At 42.0% G+C, this 17,620-nt stretch carries 15 protein-coding genes and 1 tRNA gene; 5 read left to right on the top strand and 11 right to left on the bottom strand.

The annotated features are described in order from the left end of the window. Positions 1–87 precede the first annotated feature (87 nt). The 4 genes from VB732_RS33170 to VB732_RS33155 all read right to left on the bottom strand — a co-directional run bounded on the left by VB732_RS33170 (position 88) and on the right by VB732_RS33155 (position 3,550). The gene (locus tag VB732_RS33170) at positions 88–759 is read right to left on the bottom strand and encodes a hypothetical protein (protein WP_323235085.1); all 672 of its coding nucleotides are present in this window, start codon (positions 757–759) and stop codon (positions 88–90) included. 100 nt (positions 760–859) lie between these two features. After that, the gene (locus tag VB732_RS33165) at positions 860–1,537 is read right to left on the bottom strand and encodes a DUF2834 domain-containing protein (RefSeq protein ID WP_323235083.1); all 678 of its coding nucleotides are present in this window, start codon (positions 1,535–1,537) and stop codon (positions 860–862) included. 113 nt (positions 1,538–1,650) lie between these two features. Continuing rightward, positions 1,651–2,775, bottom strand: coding sequence for a heat-inducible transcriptional repressor HrcA (hrcA, locus tag VB732_RS33160; protein ID WP_323235082.1), 1,125 nt, complete (start codon positions 2,773–2,775; stop codon positions 1,651–1,653). Positions 2,776–3,217: 442 nt separating this feature from the next. Further along, positions 3,218–3,550 (bottom strand): rhodanese-like domain-containing protein, encoded by a 333-nt coding sequence (locus VB732_RS33155; protein WP_323235081.1) that lies wholly within the window; start codon positions 3,548–3,550, stop codon positions 3,218–3,220. 157 nt (positions 3,551–3,707) lie between these two features. Between VB732_RS33155 and VB732_RS33150 the strand changes: the two genes are divergently transcribed. The 3 genes from VB732_RS33150 (at position 3,708) to cysE (ending at position 7,444) form a co-directional block, all read left to right on the top strand. Continuing rightward, positions 3,708–5,366, top strand: a complete 1,659-nt coding sequence (locus VB732_RS33150; protein ID WP_323235080.1) for a DUF3352 domain-containing protein — start codon at positions 3,708–3,710, stop codon at positions 5,364–5,366. A 686-nt stretch (positions 5,367–6,052) separates the two neighbouring features. Continuing rightward, positions 6,053–6,544 (top strand): hypothetical protein, encoded by a 492-nt coding sequence (locus tag VB732_RS33145; RefSeq protein WP_323235079.1) that lies wholly within the window; start codon positions 6,053–6,055, stop codon positions 6,542–6,544. Positions 6,545–6,679: 135 nt separating this feature from the next. Further along, complete coding sequence (gene cysE / locus VB732_RS33140) at positions 6,680–7,444, top strand: serine O-acetyltransferase (RefSeq protein ID WP_323235078.1); 765 nt, start codon at positions 6,680–6,682, stop codon at positions 7,442–7,444. 45 nt (positions 7,445–7,489) lie between these two features. On the opposite strand, the gene VB732_RS33135 is transcribed toward cysE, so the two are convergent. Both VB732_RS33135 and VB732_RS33130 read right to left on the bottom strand, forming a co-directional pair. Beyond that, the gene (locus VB732_RS33135; protein ID WP_323235077.1) at positions 7,490–8,074 is read right to left on the bottom strand and encodes an Npun_F5749 family FMN-dependent PPOX-type flavoprotein; all 585 of its coding nucleotides are present in this window, start codon (positions 8,072–8,074) and stop codon (positions 7,490–7,492) included. Positions 8,075–8,288: 214 nt separating this feature from the next. Then, positions 8,289–10,565 carry an ATP-binding protein gene (locus tag VB732_RS33130; protein ID WP_323235084.1) on the bottom strand — a complete coding sequence of 759 codons (2,277 nt, stop codon included), beginning with the start codon at positions 10,563–10,565 and terminating at the stop codon, positions 8,289–8,291. Positions 10,566–10,950: 385 nt separating this feature from the next. Between VB732_RS33130 and VB732_RS33125 the strand changes: the two genes are divergently transcribed. Beyond that, entirely contained in the window at positions 10,951–12,177 is a 1,227-nt protein-coding gene (locus tag VB732_RS33125) for a transporter substrate-binding domain-containing protein (RefSeq protein WP_323235076.1), read from the top strand. Here the strand turns inward: VB732_RS33125 and mazG are convergent. Together mazG and VB732_RS33115 are read right to left on the bottom strand one after the other, a co-directional pair. Then, complete coding sequence (mazG, locus tag VB732_RS33120; RefSeq protein WP_323235075.1) at positions 12,135–12,983, bottom strand: nucleoside triphosphate pyrophosphohydrolase; 849 nt, start codon at positions 12,981–12,983, stop codon at positions 12,135–12,137. The genes VB732_RS33125 and mazG overlap by 43 nt on opposite strands. Then, positions 12,980–13,603, bottom strand: coding sequence for a metal-binding protein (locus tag VB732_RS33115; protein WP_323235074.1), 624 nt, complete (start codon positions 13,601–13,603; stop codon positions 12,980–12,982). Before VB732_RS33115 ends, mazG begins: the two co-directional genes overlap by 4 nt. A 141-nt stretch (positions 13,604–13,744) precedes the next feature. Here VB732_RS33115 and VB732_RS33110 point away from each other — a divergent pair. After that, positions 13,745–13,817: transfer RNA gene (locus VB732_RS33110), tRNA-Val, on the top strand. A gap of 140 nt (positions 13,818–13,957) precedes the next feature. Here the strand turns inward: VB732_RS33110 and VB732_RS33105 are convergent. From VB732_RS33105 to VB732_RS33095, 3 genes are all read right to left on the bottom strand, one after another. Further along, a complete protein-coding gene (locus VB732_RS33105) occupies positions 13,958–15,346 on the bottom strand; it encodes a TniQ family protein (protein ID WP_323235073.1) in 1,389 nt (462 codons plus the stop codon). Further along, entirely contained in the window at positions 15,336–16,502 is a 1,167-nt protein-coding gene (locus VB732_RS33100) for an ATP-binding protein (RefSeq protein WP_323235072.1), read from the bottom strand. Before VB732_RS33100 ends, VB732_RS33105 begins: the two co-directional genes overlap by 11 nt. Beyond that, positions 16,499–17,620 (bottom strand): transposase family protein (locus VB732_RS33095; protein WP_323235071.1); only part of this gene is annotated, 1,122 nt, incomplete at its 5' end. The genes VB732_RS33095 and VB732_RS33100, both read right to left, overlap by 4 nt.

The raw sequence follows: 17,620 nt of genomic DNA, 5'->3' as shown, positions 1-17,620 counted from the left end.
GAGGGATATTATTTTAGGTGCGTTGCCCCTAAAGTTTTCAGACTCCCTTTCGGCATAAAATCTTGGTGATAAATAGGAAGAAATTTATTATCGATTAGCCATCAACCATTCTTCACGAATAGTTGATGGTAGGGACGGGCGCAAGCAAAGATAAACAAGTGGGCCGAGTAGTGGGACAAATGCTACTAGCCAAAACACCTGGGGATTATTCCAGTGACGACGAGCGATATCATCGCTAAGGATTGTAGGGAATAGAAGACAAAAAAGGCAAAATGCCAAGCTCATACCATTAATAAAGCGATCGCTTTGGAATTGTTGCACAAAATCTCCCCAGTCACCGAAGGCAAAAGCATAGGACAGCAAGCCAACAGTGCTTAAACTCAAAGCAATACCAAAAAAACGAGAATCCAGCAGCCGTAAAAAAGTATCCTTTTGTCCAGAAAATTCTTGATTTGGTTCACGAAAAGCCAAATATGGTAACAGACCAAGCACGCCTGATCCTACTGATGCCAAGGCAAAAGGCCAAAAAGGAATCCGTTGCATTCTGCCATCAATGAACAACAGACCACTGTAAATTAGTAGCCAGATGCCCACTAGAGAAAATAAGGAAAGAATAATTGGATTTATGGCAAGCCACTGAAGAGTAAATATATTTTTCAGCAGGATTAGGGTTTGCTGTAAATGCAGGGGCGGTGCTAATAGTAATATATAGGCGATAAATCCAAGCCATAGTAACCACAATGCAACTTTTCTAGTCATCATCTTTAGATGGTGTGCATTTAACATAATTACTAATTTATAATTCGGATTTTTTGCGTCTAAATCCCCCTTTTTGTAGAACGCTGCCCTTAGCTTTACTTTAATTTGCAGCTGGCTGCTGACTGGGTATCGCCTCTACGCCCACTTCTGGTAAAGGTGGACGCACACACAAATAAATCAATGGCCCGAATAGCGGTATCAACGCTATTAACCAGAATATCTGTGGATTTTTCCAACTGCGACGCGCCATATCATCCCCTAGCAAAGCTGGAAATAAGAGGCTAAGTAGGGAAAAATCTAAACTCATTACATTGATAAAGCGGTTTGTTTGCCACTGTTGCACAAAATTGCCCCAATCTCCTGCTTTTAAACCGTAGGAAACTAAAAGAACTGTAGCTACAGTCAACACAATCCCAGTCACACGAGAATCTAGCAGCTTGAGTAAGATATTTTTTTTACCAATAAACTGATTATTTGGTTCTCTAAGGGTTAAGTAGGGTAACAAGGCAAATATGCCGACTCCGAAAGAGGCAGTAGTAAATAGCCAAGCAGGTATTTTTTGCCCTCTACCATCAATAAACACTACTGCGCTGTAGATGAGAGGCCAGATACCCATGAGGTTGAATAGTGCTATCACTAACGGGTTAACACCTTGCCATTGGACAGTAGAAAGGTTTTTAATTAACTCGAATGTGCCGGGTTGCTCAGGAGGAGCGAGGAAAAAAGCATAGATGGTGAATCCTAACCATAGGAAACCAAAGGCGATTTTTCTAACCATGAAAGATTTAAGTAGGATTAATTATTAATTTTGCCACTACAAATTGGGCTATCTACCTGCGATCGCATTATTCATTCGTCTAAACTCGTAGCAGCTGATCCCTAAACCTTACCTTAAGGGTTGAAATAACTGAAGGCTTCTGAGAGGTAATCAGCAGCAGATGCTACAACTGCGATCGCACTTTCATAATTTAGGCGCGTTGGCCCCAAAACTCCTACACTTCCTACTGGTATTGAACCTCGGCGATAGTTGGAAGAAATTAAAGTACAGGTGCGGATCGGTTCTAATGGATTTTCTGCACCAATGCGAACCGTTACTTTTGACTTACCCACATCCTCAAGCTCTGGTTCTTCAAATATTAATCGCCATAGTTGGTCTTGTTCTTCTTCCAGCAGGTGGATAATCGTTTGTACCTGCTGTAATTGGGAAAATTCCGGCTGGCGCAAAACTTCTGACACACCCCTAACCATAATTTGTGTTGCAGTCGGCGCATGAGTACGACGAGTCAATTCGGCAACTGAAATTTTTAAGAATTCCCCGTAGCGTTGGAACTCCTGATCTAGTTCGCTCCAGTCGAGGTTGGCTAGTTCCAACAGACTTCGCCCCCGCAAGTGAGTATTCAAAAAGTTAGAAACAATTTGCAACTCGCGATCGATTACCTCCGCATCCCGTTGTGTTTCCTCTGGTATTGGCGACAAATCCATTACCTTGGAATGTGTCTCGTAACCATCGGTAACAACAATTAACATGATCCGCCCCGCTTCAATTTGCACTAATTGCAGATGTCGCAATAGCGCTGCTGTGGTTTGCGGCATCGTAATCAAGCTAATACAACCACTCAAGGTTGCTAAAATTTGTGCGGCTCCTTGCAGTAGGGTTTCTAAACTCCGATCTTCCCACTGAAAATGCTTGTGCAGTGCTACTTCTACTTCTCGCCCTAAAGCTTCCGTGCCACTTCCCTGTGGGACGCTGCGCGAACGCAGAGAAGGTGTAATTAGCTGGTCAACATAAATGCGATAGCCTGAATCTGAAGGTACTCGTCCAGCAGAAGCGTGCGGTTGGTAGAGTAATCCAGATTTTTCTAAAACGCCCATCACATTGCGAATTGTGGCTGAACTTACACCCAGATCGTACTCCTCGACCAAAGCCTTTGAACCAACAGGCTCTGCCGTAGCAATGTAGTGACGTACCGTTGCCCAAAGTATATGTTGTTGCCGATTTGTTAACTGGACTTCCATAGGATATGTTTTGCTAGAGGCAAATTTTAATCAAAGTCTGGAAAAATTCCTGGATTTGATTGAAAAAAAGAATATTAATAATTTATTAAGATAACAAATTATACAATTTTATTGTGACAATTAATTTTAAGGTTCATGTAATTCTTTAAAAGTGCGCTCTAAATAGAATCTAGGCTTTGCATCACAAGCTGAGAGTTTGAATTTACAACATCCTTTTTCGTCTTATTTTTGCATGATTCTACACTGATAAAAGTATTGTTGTATACGTATTTTTGCGGCTATTGCAGCTAAGATTGGGGTCGAAAAGTTCGATAAGTTATGTAGCTAGTGGAGAAAGTTACAAACTTTTCTGGCGAGTGCCTAAACTAATTTGGTGCTATTTTCACAATAGCAAAAGCCAGATGGAATTGAGTTCCATCTGAGTAATGCACCTAAACGCAAGCTAATACTGAGGAATTGAATGGTCTACTAAGACAGAGTAAGCATCAATACCACCCGAAATATTTTGCACATTTGTAAAACCTTGAGCAATTAACCACTGGCACATCTGGGCAGAGCGAATACCGTGATGGCATAAAACAAGGGTTTCAGCTTGGGGATTGAAGAGGGTAGGTACTTCATCTCCCCATTCGGTAAATTGACTTAAGGGTAGGTTTACAAAACCTTCAATGCTAGCGATCGCCAATTCTTCTGGTTCTCGGACATCCACTAGCTGTATACTTCCATCACCAGAGGATAGACGTTGTGCCAGTTCTTCTACACTAATCTGGTTCATGGGTTGACTAAAAGAATTCCCTATAAACAGTCCTAATCTTATTTATGGTGACAGAAAATCTCTGCCTTTGCATGAGTATCCATTCTCAAGAAGGCTGATAAATTCTGCTAGGCTTTCTGCTTAAATGGCTGTAAACCGTCTTTTTTAAAGGTTTAATGTGAATAGTCAACGTTCATTGATTGGTTTTATCGTAGCAGGTGCGATCGCACTGCTAATTGCGATCGCTGGCTTTTACTGGTTTTTCGCCAAAAGTCCGGCTAACCTGATTGCTTCTACCTCTGAGCCTGGTGCAGCCATATTCGTATCAAAACTTTCCCCAGCAATGGTTTCATTGCTAACGAATCCCGACCGGTTGCAGGCGTTGGAACGCGAAGAGGAACTATCTAAACTCAAAACCAGTTTATTTGCCAAGAGTGGCATAGATTATAAACAAGACGTTCAACCCTGGTTAGGGAATGAAATTACATTAGCTATCACCACCTTAGATATTGATCGAGACTCGGAAAACGGCCAGCAACCAGGGTATCTGTTAGCATTAGCAACCAAGCAACCGGAGAAAAGCCGCGAGTTTGTCGAGTTGTTGTTTTCTAAACGAGCTTTATCTGGAGCAACCTTAGCTGTTGAACAATATAAAGGCGTAAAACTGATTACTGACAATTCTCAACCAGAGAAGGATTTACTTTCAGGTGCAGTTGTTGGTGAAGGCTTTGTATTGTTTGCCAACGATCCGAAAGTGTTGAAAGATGCGATCAATAACGTCCAAGCGCCGGATTTGAATTTGACTAGCTCCCCCGAATACCAAAAAGCTACAAAAGAACTACCCAAAGGGGGTTTAGCTGTAGCGTTCTTGAATCTTCCTGTTGTGGCAAAATGGCAAGGCTTGGAATTGTCAGAACAACTTTATAACAGTGAGATTATTTCTCTGGCGTTGAATCCCAAAGGGTTGGTAGCTGAAACAACATTTTTGACTTCATCAGAAATTCTCACTCCATCTGCACCACTATCTAAACCTGTGGGAGCATTGCAGTATGTTCCAGCATCCGCAGGTTTGGCAATTTCCGGCTCAAATTTGAGCAATTTGGCTGACAGCGATTTAGCCAAACTCTGGAGACAAGCAACAGCTACTATATATGGTTCTGGGGAAGATGTGGTTTCTCGATTAGCCAAACCTTTAGTAGATGTTCAAAAACGCTGGGGAATAAACTTACCAGAGGATATTTTCAGTTGGATACAAGGAGAATATGCGATCGCATTGTTACCTAAGCAAGATGAAACAACTCCTCATTGGATTTTTGTAGTGGAAAAATCTGAGAGTGTAGAACCAGGTATTGCTCGATTAGATGCGATCGCATCATCCAATGGACTCAGCATTAATCCCCTGACTATAGATCAGCAAAAAATCTCTGCTTGGACAGAGTTAACTACGGCTACTAAAAAAAATGATGCTAAAGAGGGAGCATCTTTCAGCATTGAAACAAAAGTGCGGGGATTGCATACAAATTTAGGAAATTACGAAATTTTCACTTCTGACTTGGAAACGATGAATGAAATTCTCACAATTAAGGATAATTCCTTAATTGATAATCCCAATTTCCAAGATAGTATTGCTACGATTCCCCTACCAAACCAAGGCTATATATATCTTGACTGGACAAAGAGCCAGAATTTGTTAGAGCGTCAAGTACCGATTCTCAAGCTAGCGGAAGTTTTAGGGAAACCATTTTTTGATAATTTGCGATCGCTTACAGTCAGCAGTTATGGAACTGACACGCGATCGCTCAAAGGTGGCGTTTTCTTCCAACTCAAGAATTCCTGAGATTTTAACGCAATCTCATGTGCGGAGGGAGCATCCCACTTTTTTGTATGTCATTGCGAGCGAAGCAAAGCAATCGCAAAATCTCTAACAAAGAGTTAGCTCATGCGATTGCTTCGTCGTTCCTCCTCTCTACGAGACCCTGCGCGAACGCAATGACAGTTATTTAGGACTTACGCAATAACTCTCTGAAACTCTCATTCCTTCGTGTCCTTTGCGCCTTTGCGGTTCGTTTTTCCATTATTTTGCGTAAGTCCTGTTATTTTGTCAGGGCAAAATAAAAACTGGGATGCACCCAAATGCAGAAGGTTCAAAATTATTTAACCTTCTGCCTTTTGATATCTTGTAATATTTATACCAAGCGACACATCAATTATTCGTAAGGGCACAACAATGTTGTGTCCCTACCCATCTGTCGCATTCTTTTTTCAAATTGGTATTACTATTTAAATCATCCATCAAGGGTTTTCTCTCCTAAAGAAAACCCTGCGTAATCACATCCAAATTAAAAATTGAGGAATTGTAGTTGCTGTTGATATCAATGGCAGCCTAGCAATTAGCTGTTTACTTTAAAAACCTTCGATTGTGGCACATTTTAATGTGGCACAACCAACGGAAATTTCACTGGATTTTTTTTATTAGAATATGTATATATCATCACTAATTTAACAGCCTGTTGGAGGGCTACTATGAAATACTGTCGCCCCCGACTTCAGTTTAGCGGTGGCTGGTTGTTGGCTATACTTGCCACCATAACAGCTACTCCTGTAATCGCACAAACAGCCAATTTTGGCACTTTTAGATTATCAACAAACTTTCAGCCACCACAAGGAACAGTGCAGGGATTTACAGGTGGCTCTTATTCATTGTCTGCCATCAGTAACCGCGATCGCAATCAAAAAGCCTGTATTGGTTTTGCCGATCCTAATCCAGATCACATTATGGTTTTGGAAAAGGATTTTTCCCAGCTAACCATCCAAGTTGATAGCAACAATACTGACACCACTCTACTGATTCAAGGGCCAGATCAAAATATGATTCGTTGCGGCGATGACACTGGCAAAAGAAAAGATGCTAGCGTTAGCGATCGCAACTGGAAAAGTGGCACTTATCGGATTTGGGTAGGTACATTTAATTCTGGCAACAAGCGCGATTACACTCTGACAGTAGAACAGCAGTGAAGTGGGGAGTTAGGAGTTAGGTATTGTGTATTGGGAAGAATTCATGCCCAATTCCCAATTCCCAATTTTTACGTCTAACACCTGAAAGGATAATATGGGAGAGTAGCTTGTTGTGCTTTCCGAGGGTGCTATCTCGTGCTATCTATACTGCGTGCTGACTTTCGTATCATATTTGAACGTGACCCAGCTGCTCGTAACTGGTTGGAAGTTTTATTTTGTTACCCTGGTTTGCAAGCCCTGCTATTCCATAGGCTGGCTCACTGGCTGTATACTGTCGGTCTTCCCTTTATTCCTCGCCTGATTTCTCACTTGGCTCGGTTTTTGACTGGAATTGAAATCCACCCTGGCGCAGCAATTGGAAAAAGTGTGTTTATTGACCACGGAATGGGTGTAGTAATTGGTGAAACTGCGATCGTGGGAGATTATGCCCTAATTTATCAAGGTGTCACCCTTGGAGGTACTGGTAAAGAATGTGGTAAGCGCCATCCAACTGTAGGTGAAAATGTCGTAGTTGGGGCTGGAGCTAAGGTACTGGGCAATATCCAAATTGGTAATAATGTTCGTATTGGCGCTGGATCTGTTGTTCTAAGGGATGTTCCTTCAGACTGCACTGTGGTAGGCGTACCTGGGCGCATTATGTATCGTTCTGGAGTTCGGGTTTCACCTCTTGAACACAATAACTTACCAGATTCAGAAGCTCAAGTAATTCGTGCTTTAGTTGACAGAATTGAGGCGTTGGAAGAACAAATACAAACTCTTCAGCGCAACAATTCTTCAGAAAAAACTCCTGTTTTAGTGGGTTGTTTAGCCGCCAAAGAGGATGAGCCAACCCACGATACTCGCTGGTGCAACCTCAAAGATAAGACTATCCAGCAATTTCTAGATGGTGCTGGCATTTAGTTAAAGGTTAAGGGTTAAGGGTCAATCTTTTGACTCTTGACCAAATCACGGATTAATCGCTTCACTAGACCACTTTTGCTGGTCATTACGGCAGTAAAGCCATCGATTTTGTGGTTCGCCGCGTAATTCTAAATGGTCTACTTGCATCGGATCGAGTAGCAGTAGACAAAAATTAGGTACTGGCTTAATAGGATCGGGGGCTGGTGGCTCAAAAGCTCCTAATTCTTGGATTCTGGATTTACCAGGATGGGGCCAAGCAAACTGTAAACGCGCCGCATCACTTAATTCTTGCCACATTGCGATCCGGGCTGGTTGTAAATCCTGATGAAAATCATCACCGCTTACCAGAGTCAAATCGCCATTAATGCGGAATTGTTCTCGTGTATTGGGCAAGTACCAGCAAACTTCTGCCCAGGGTTGTTGCTGTATCTGGTCGGCTTTAGCGCTACGGGTATCGGTGATAAATTTTAGCTGATTTGTATCTTCTAGAAAGCCGCGAAAGACTAGGGTACGATTAGCGGGGCGACCATTGGGCTGCATTGTTGCTAGTTGGAGGTAACGGGCATAAACAAGGCTGCGGTTGCGATGGAGTGCATGAGCGATCGCACTTCGCCAAGGAGCAAGAGACATATTAATTCGTAGTTCGTAATTCGTAATTCGTAATTAAGAAAGTTAAAAGGTTTTGATATGCTGTCTTATTTTAGACAGTTGGGGCGACGCTAAGTAAATACTTTTGCAATCCTCTGTACGGGAAGTTTATTTCCAATTCGACTCAGAATATGGAGTATGGCGATTACGACTAGCTACACCCACGCAATTGCTGATTGAACAACATTAAAACTTGTTATCTGCCTTTGGCTAAGTTCGCTACTTCTCTCACCAACTTATCTGGCTCGATTGGCTTGGATAGATGAAGCTGAAATCCAGCTTCCAGAGCTAGCTTGCATTCTTCATCTCTAGCAAATGCCGTTAGTGCTACAGCTGGAATTTTTTCCCCAGAAAGAGCTTCGTGCGATCGCACTTGGCGAATCAGCGAATAACCGTCTTCATCTGGCATTCCAATATCACTTACTAAAATATTGGGTCTTAATCGAATTAGCGCTTCCAGGGCTTCACCTACTGAGCTAACCGATGTCACCTGCGCTCCTGACTCTTCAAGAACAAAGGCAATTAACTCACGAGTATCAGTATTATCATCTACAAGAAGTATTCGCAAGCCATCAAGCACTAAGAGGTTATTGACTTTTTCTTGACCCTTTTTAATTAAATGCTCTGGTTGCGATTTTATTAAAGGTAACAGCACTTTAAATGTTGCTCCCCGTCCTTCCCCTTCACTAACTGCATAAACTCTGCCTGAGTGCATTTCTACTAAGTGGTGTACAATTGCCAGTCCTAGCCCCAAACCATCATCTGCTCTAGTAGTTGTGCTATCAGCTTGACGGAAGCGTTCAAATATATAAGGTAGAAAATCAGCACCAATTCCCTTACCTGTATCAGAGACAGTTATCTGAGCATTTGAGTTTACCTGCTCCAGACACACTTCAACTCGCCCTCCGCTAGGTGTGAACTTGACAGCATTAGAGAGCAAATTCCAGACTACTTGCTGAAGGCGTTCTGCATCACCTATAATCTCACCTACTGACGAGTCAAGCTTAGACTCAACTTGAATCTCTTTAATCTCAGATGTGGGATATATAGCCTCAATCGCTGCGTTAATTACAATTACAAGATCAACTTTACGAATATTTAGGCGGATTTTACCTTGTACAATGCGTGAAATATCGAGAATATCTTCAATCAGTTTGCTCTGAAGTTTTGCATTTCGCTCGATTGTCGCCAGTGCTTTAGAAATAATTGCCTCATCCAATTTTCGATGGCGGATGATTTGAACCCAACCCAACATAGAGTTGAGAGGTGTACGAAGTTCGTGAGAGACGATCGCTAAAAATTCGTCTTTAAGTCGGTTAGCTTCTTGAGCTTGCCGATAAAGCTGGGCATTTTCAATAGCAGACGCTGCGCGTTGGGCAAGTTCTTCAGCCATTGCTAGGTCTACAGTAGTGTAATAGCGTCCTAATTGTGCAGAGGCAAATACAATTGTCCCTAGCTTGCGTTTACGCACCACTAATGGCACGATCATATAAGACTTAACTTGCAGTAAATTAAGATATTCCTCGTTCCATAAATTTTTTTGTGGCAGAGACTCAAGAATGTTTGTAACCAGTTCTGGCTTACCAGTCCGTAGAACTTTCGGTAGTCCATAATCAGCATCCAGATGAATTGGATAGCGTTGTCGGAATTCTCGAATTAGTGTTTCTTTCTGCGGTTCAGATGCAGCAATGACTGGGTTACTGAAAGCTGCCGAATTATTTTCAACGACATCTACAATACACCAATTGGCGAGAGTAGGCACTGCTAAGTGGGCGACGCTAGTTAGAGTATTGCGGTAGTCTAAAGAAGATGCTAGTACACTGCTTGCTTCAGCCAAAAAATTAGAGCGCCTCTCTGCGGCTTCGGCTGCAATCCGGGCGGCTTGCTCACGAACAAATAACTGCTCACGCTCTAACTCTAAGCACCTACGCTTAGTAATATCACGCATTAGCCAGCGCAGAGCAACTGGCTTCCCTGCCTCATTACGGACAGTAACTACAGTCAAAGCAACATCAAAACAAACTTTTTCCCGTGGTTGTAAACACACTTCCCATTCTCCGCCCCGGTCGAGATGCTTCAACTGAGTTAGGTAATTAAAAAAAGCTTGATGATCTGATTGTCCAATAAAACTAACCAACGGTTTACGAATCAAAAATCGCTGTGATATATTGAGTAAGATAGTACTAGCCTGATTCGCTTCAAGAATAGTGCCATAAATATCAGTCACTAAATAACCATCAGGTGCAAAATCAAATAATTCTTGGTAGCGCTGACGCTCGTTCTCTACTGCCATCCGTGTTGCTTGTAGTTCCTCAGAGGCAATTTGAAGTTCTTCTAAAGCGATTTGAAGTTCTTCAAAAGCTTCTGTTGTCAGCTCTTGTTGTAAGTACGGCTCACTCACAGGACTTTGCAATAATCTCGTCACTTGTGAGCGTAACGTCTCTATTTGCTTACTAAAACCGTCTACATTCATGTTGCTCACTTTGCTACCACTAAGAAGCGCACCTGACAGTAAACATCAAGCAAGAATAAATCCAACTGTACGCTAAAAGCTGAACTCAAAACTATTGCTCAAAAGATAGAGGTTTGTCTTATCATTAACCTCTCGTTACTATGCTAGGATGGTCGATTGATAAATACATCTACCTAGAGTGCTGTGCGGCTAAAAACATAATAGGTAGATTTAAGCAAGTTTTTTCTAGCTAAAGAGGGGCCTGATGGTTACAGCAGTAGTATCAGGACAGGCCAAGTTATCCTGTGAAACTTTATCTGATGTAGGTTTCAGTTTTAGGGTTATGGTAAACGTGATATTTGATTTGGGGTGGGCATCATAAATATATTTTGCATAGAACCCTAAGATGATTCTGAGAATAAATGCGATCGCTACTAAATTTCGCCAACTTATAGCTGCAAGAAAAAACCCGATTGGTTATTTTGACAGGCATAACCGCAAAAATAAAACCAGGCGTTCCATAGTTCTGTATACCTGCGTAGGATTAGCAGGTGGAATTCTGGCATTGTTATTAATCGCATCCCCAGGACTAGCCCAAAAACCAGAACCCCAACAATCCCCAAAACTTCAACAATCGTTATTAGTAGCTACACGAGTTATACCGCCCTTTGTACTATCAAACAAAGGTGAGCTATCGGGGTTCAGTATCGACCTCTGGCGTAGCATCGCTACCCAAATCGGTGCAGAGTCAAAATTTATGGAATATTCCAGTGTACCGGAACTGATTTCTGCTATTAAGGACAACAAAGCCAATTTAGGGATTGCAGCAATCTCGATTACAGCCGAACGCCAGGAAAATTTTGATTTCTCATTACCCATTTTCACTGGGGGACTGCAAATTATGGTACGAAACCCAGAGAGCAACAACAGTACGTTTCCAAATATTTTCCAATTGTTTTTTTCTACTAGCCTCTTGCAGGTAATAGGCGTTGCCCTAGTCCTAATTGTCGTAGCAGCCCACATTATTTGGTTATCTGAACGCAATCACAAAGATGGGATGATTCCGCAATCATACTTTCCTGGCATTTTCAAAGCCTGTTGGTGGTCAGCCGCTACATTAGCAACCCAAGCTGATGAAATGCCCAAGGGAGTAGTAGGAAGGCTAGTAGGTATTGTCTGGATGTTCATCGGAGTACTTTTTGCCGCCTATTTTACAGCTAGCGCTACTACCTCATTGACAGTACAACAACTTCAGGGCGATATCAGAAGTGTAGATGATTTACCCGGTAAGGTAGTGGCCACAACTGCGGGTAGTACAGCAGCTACATACCTGCGAGAACATCGTATTTCAGTTCTAGAAGTTAACAAGATCGAAGAAGCTTATAATGCTCTGCAAACAAAAAAAGCTGATGCTGTGGTGTTTGATGCACCCGTACTGCTTTTTTATGTTGCCAATGAAGGTAAAGGAAAGGTACAGATTGTTGGCAGTATCTTACGTGAAGAAAGCTATGGAATCATACTGCCTAACAATAGTCCTTACCGCAAACCAATTAATCAGGCCCTGCTAAATCTTAGAGAAAATGGTACTTATCAATCGTTATATGATAAGTGGTTCTCTCCTAAAGAATCTTGAGCAAGTTGAGCTTTTGCCTGTTGCCAAAGAGTTTCTAACTCATCCAAACTGTAATCAGAAAGGGGGCGATCGACAACTGCCTCCATTTTTGCTAATCGCTGCACAAATCGCTGATTAGTGCCTTGCAAACCAGCGCTGGGATCAAGATTATGCCAACGCGCTAGTTGAATAACAGCAAACAGTAAATCGCCTAATTCTGCTTGTTGTCGTTCAGGTGTTTCCTCAGCTAAAGCGTGTTGAAACTCCCCTAATTCTTCATGAAACTTATCCCAAACGCCCTGAATATTTTCCCATTCAAACCCAATGGCCGCAGCCTTTTGAGAAATCTTCATTGCTGCTGTCAACGGGGGAAGAGTACGCCCATAACGACCGAGTTTAGCACTAAGTTTTTGCGCCTCTGGGGATGCTTCACCTTTTTCCTCCGCTTTAATTTGTTCCCAATTTTGCCGCACCTCGTCCACACTGGCTACCGACACATCACCAAACACATGAGGATGACGGCGAATCAACTTTTGGGAAATCCCCTGAGTTATTTCTTTGAGAGAAAATTGCCCAGATTCGCTAGCTATTTGGGCTTGCAATACTACCTGTAATAATAAATCGCCTAATTCTTCTGCGATCGCATTTTTATCCCCATTCTTAATTGCGTCCACCACCTCATAAGCTTCTTCAATCACATAAGGGGTAAGCGTTTCGGCAGTTTGCGCCAAATCCCACGGACAACCACCATCAGGCGATCGCAATTTTGCTACAATCTCAATCAATTCTTGCAACGCCGCCAAAGTATCAACTTTGTCATTTGTCATTTGTCCTTTGTCCTTTGTCCTTTGTTGCTCTTTCTGCTAACTGTAGCTCGATGATTACCGCGAATTGTAACTTTACGCTTCTTTACTTTGCTACTAGGAAGCAACCCCCGAACCCCTTGTTTTTGAAAGCGCTTGTATGCCGAACCACTCCAATCGCTAAGAGAATGACTCATTGCACCGAGTTCCAACCCCAAAAATAGGGCAATATATTCAGTATTGTAATTTACCAGCGATCGCACCACACTTTGTCCCAAGTCTTGCCAAGTAAAACTCAGATTCCATAACCTTTGGGCGATCGTCAAAACCAAAATTGCCAAGATAGCTAGCAAACACCCTAGATAAAGTATCCGCAAAATTGTGCCAATAATCGGCCCGTGAGATAAAAAAGAACGATGCCGCAGACTTTTTTGATAAGGTAGCCAAATCCAACGCAAGAAACCCCAGCGTTGAAATTGCACAGAATAGATATCTAAATCCGGGCCAAACATCAGCCCTCCAAATAGAAACCCGCCTGCAACCAACAAAGTTGCATTGCTGCTGCGAGTCTGCCACAAAGTAACGCCCGCCACTAATGGCAGAGCATACATAGTAATGCGATCGTGCGTTCGACCAGAGGGCATCCTAATTCCTGTTAGCGATAGCGGGGCTTTAGCCCGTGCTGAATAACTTAATACTGAGCCAGTATAAGAGAAAAAAGATTTTCCCAAAACTACTAGCGCAATGCAAAATAGTCTGTTATATTAATTAAGGATTAGTCAAAAGGGCGGTTAGCTCAGTTGGTAGAGCGCCTGCCTTACAAGCAGGATGTCATCAGTTCGAGTCTGGTACTGCCCACTAAAAAAAGTTGTACATTCGCACATTATATTGTGACTTTACCCATAACTTTGCCGCAACGGCAAGCTTATGCTTCCAATAAAGGGTGGCAAGGTTATGGTTCCAGTTTTGTAAGCTGTTATAGGTAAAACTATAACAGCTTACAAAACAAAGTCACGTCGTGCATCATTAAAAGCAGCGCGGACTTGTTTATATCTAAAACACCCCGGATTTGGCATTAATTCACAAACACGACCTTCTGTGGGATACACACCCTGAGCATTAAGGCTAAGGACAATCTCTCTAACTTCGCTGCAAAGTTTTTCTATGCTTTTGAGACGGCAAGCTTTATTGTAATTACGACATTTAGCAGAAATAGCACTACACAAATCTGGAAAGTGTCTAGAAATAGTTCTGTTGTGATGACCTAAACGCTTTCCAACTTCTTCCATTGTTGGTGGTGGTTCTTCATTACCTGCAAGTATTGCTAATAAAGCATCTTTTACTTGATATTGGTCGAAAGATTTTGGAGATACCCTTGGTGTGCGAGAAAGTTGGAGGTGCTTCTGCGAGATTTTTGTAAAAGATTTAGTGATTAGATTTTTTGGGGTAAGAAATTCTACCAACGATATCTCTAATCCGTAACAAATCTTCAGAAGTATATTTAGCTCTGGCAAGGTTTTAGTAGACTGCCACATCCACAAACTATTTTTTGGTACTCCAATAATACGAGAAAATGCAGCTGCATTATTTTCTGCAACTTTATCAATAACTATATTTAATGATTTTGTAATATTTTCTTTTGATGGGGCAGATTCAAAGCATTGAGCAGCTAAAATTAACTCTCCTACAACATTAGCAGTCCAAGACTGCCACTCCAACTCTAATTTTATTGATGCTTCACCATCTGTAAATGTCTTAAGGCATTGATTTGCGCCTAACCACTCTCCACACTTTGAACAGTAACCAGGTCTTGAGCGCCAGTTTAACAAAGGTGATTCATGATTACAGTGAGGGCAAAAATCAACCAAGGGTTTTTGATGTTGAGGGCAAATTGTAATTAGCTTGATTGCCCAAAGCAATTGCTCATAAACTACCTGCCCATTTTGATGCCGCTCTTGATAACAAATTGGACACCAAGCTTTTCTGGTACGAAATAAATTGCGCGGAGTCAAAATGTCAGACCAAAACAGCATGGTTAAAAAACGCAAGTCATCTCTAAGCGTCAATTTTTGCAACACTTGAACTAAATCTGCTGCCATCTCTCCCATACCGTTTAATGCTTGACTACGGTTAAAGATTTCACGAAAACCTCGATTAGCTCCATTCTGGAAATATAGTTTATTAACCAGGGGAGCAATTTCTCTAGTCATCAAGACCCCTGGAAGAACTCCATGCAACTCTGCTATCCGTGCGATATAACCTGTTAAACTCTCTATGTAAGGTGTACCAAGACCTACAGGTTGAGGTTGATAGAGACGACTACGTTGTGGAATTAATGGCTTTTTTAAATTCCAACAATCGTATATATTTAGTTCTTCAGCCAGCATTTTGGTTAATTCCAATGGTATCTCGTTTTGGTTTACGTTTGCCTGCTTTCTGGCTCGGTGATTTAGCAATGTCTGGTTGAGCCAAGGTGGACATATCTGAATTTTGGTCTGGTTCTTCTTTTAATCCCAAAGCTTCTCTTAATTCATTTCGGTGAGCTTTGGTTTCTAATAACTTGTTTTCGCCTTCTTTAATTTCTACCAACATCCCTTTACATTGAGCTATTGACCAAGCACGTTGCTCTAGATGCTTGATCGTGACAGTATTAGCCCCTTCTGCTAAAGCATCTTTGAGAGCGCGTGTGAGCCAGTTTTTGAGGATACCAACACATCCTAAAGTACGTTCGTAAAAATATTCCCAATGACTAACTAAATCTGGAGCTTCTGCAAGTGGCATCTTCTGCGAGAAAGTTAATAATACACTTTTGAAAGCTTCTACATCCTCTCGATTGTCAGCACAATAACGCCGGAAATGAATATCTACACTACGACGTGAGAGTTGACCGCTCAAGTTACGGAATGTCAGTAGTTCGTATGTTCCTAATAGACAGTGCAAGATGCCTGTCATATTTGCTAAAGATTTGAGACAGTCTAATTGATCTTGTAGCTTGTATCCGCTTGCTACCTTACCAAAATGTTGTGCTTCATCTACAAAAAATACGTCTGGATGACGATGGATGAGAGCATTTTCTAAAGCTCTGCGTAGAGCAGGTGCAACTACTTTCGACTCAACATTAATTTTGCCAAAATTATTGCGAGAGATACCACGCACACCGTAATCAAACTTGTGATCGATTAATGGTTCTTCCAAGGCAATTAAGGCGCGTGTGTAGTATTCTTTCCAGTTGAAGTATCTCGATTCTGGGGCTATAGCTTCAATACCAATAACAGGAACATGAGCGCGATCGCTTTCCAGTTTAGGTAATGCTAGTTCTGTTAATTTCTTTTCAGCGCGGAGTCGCAAAGTTGTTTTACCGATACCGCTAGGGCCATAAACAAAGATAAATGAAGCTCCTGCGGGTTCGGCAATTGTTCGCATAAGAATTTCAGCGACTTCTTGAAGTCGAGGATGTCCTGCGGTGTAATTCTCAAAGTGTGCCAGCCTTTCTGAAGCAGGTTGTTTGAGGAGTTCAAGCGGAAATCCAGTAGTTTGTGTCATAATGAAAACTCCTCGTAAACTACAAGTGTCTCTGGGACGATCGCTTCATCTTCATCCGCTTGAGAATCGGTATTGCTAAAAGGAACTTGAATAAGTTTTGGTTGTTCGTTACGGCTTGTTGCCGCTATTCCGCCCTCAATTACTCTGAAGACTTCCTTAACTTCTGCATCATAGGAACGCTGTTCTAATAGAGCTTCTTGAGCTTCTACCGATGCTAAAAATTCTGCTAAATTCTTAGCCGAAACTTTAGATTGTTGTGCATGATTTGAAGAGCGTTTACGTAACTCGATACTAGCTAACTTTAGTTCTTTTTCTGAACGGCCTTGGAGTTCTGCATAATATTGAGAGATACACTGTACCCACTGTCCTCGAACAAAGGCGTAAGCGATACCAATATTAAACGGGTCGTATCTTATCTGCACAGAGGTATTTTCAATTTGGGGGTCGCAGAAACTATTAGACCAGTAGTAGATGTAGTTAATTTTTACGCCGCGTCCAACTTGAACTTTTGCTTTCCTCTCTGAGGTTGTAGGTAGGGTAAGAATCTGAAAGTTTTCATCGTAAGGAATCATCCGGTGAACCCGACTGCCTCCAATCGCCATACCCGCAGCAAACGCATCCCTCGGACTCTGGAAAAATGCCGGGTGTTCGTCTGTATCATAAACTTCGTAAGCCCAAGCACAAAGATATTCATAAAGTAAACCAAGTGTCCATACAGCTAGATTTTTAGGGTTAACTGACTTGGTGACTTGGCGGACGTTACGAGTTATTTGTGTATTAGCGCGTAAGTTATAAACAAATTCAGTATTGGCAGTTCCAAATAGGCGTTCGCAAACCGAACCAAAACGAGCTTTGGCTGGGGGTCTTTGCTTTTTTGTACATTCAAAAGTAGCTAGTAGTGTTTCAAAATAAACGCTGTGAAACTCTGCACCGTTATCTACCACTACAATTTGGGGAAGCCTGCCGTGACGCTTGACACAAATTCTTAGCACCATTAAGCAAGAACGATATGAGGGTGAGTCAAACGTTAGGTAAACTGCCAGCAATCGCCGTGAGTAAGCATCTACGAGAAATGTTGCCCAAGGTCTGCCAAGATTGCGACCTGTATCAGAGCAAAC

It is taken from the genome of Nostoc sp. UHCC 0252 (genome assembly GCF_034931145.1).
Taxonomy (GTDB): Bacteria; Cyanobacteriota; Cyanobacteriia; order Cyanobacteriales; family Nostocaceae; genus Nostoc.
Note: the sequence above shows the minus strand (reverse complement) of the source record. Positions and strands in the feature narration are given on the sequence as shown.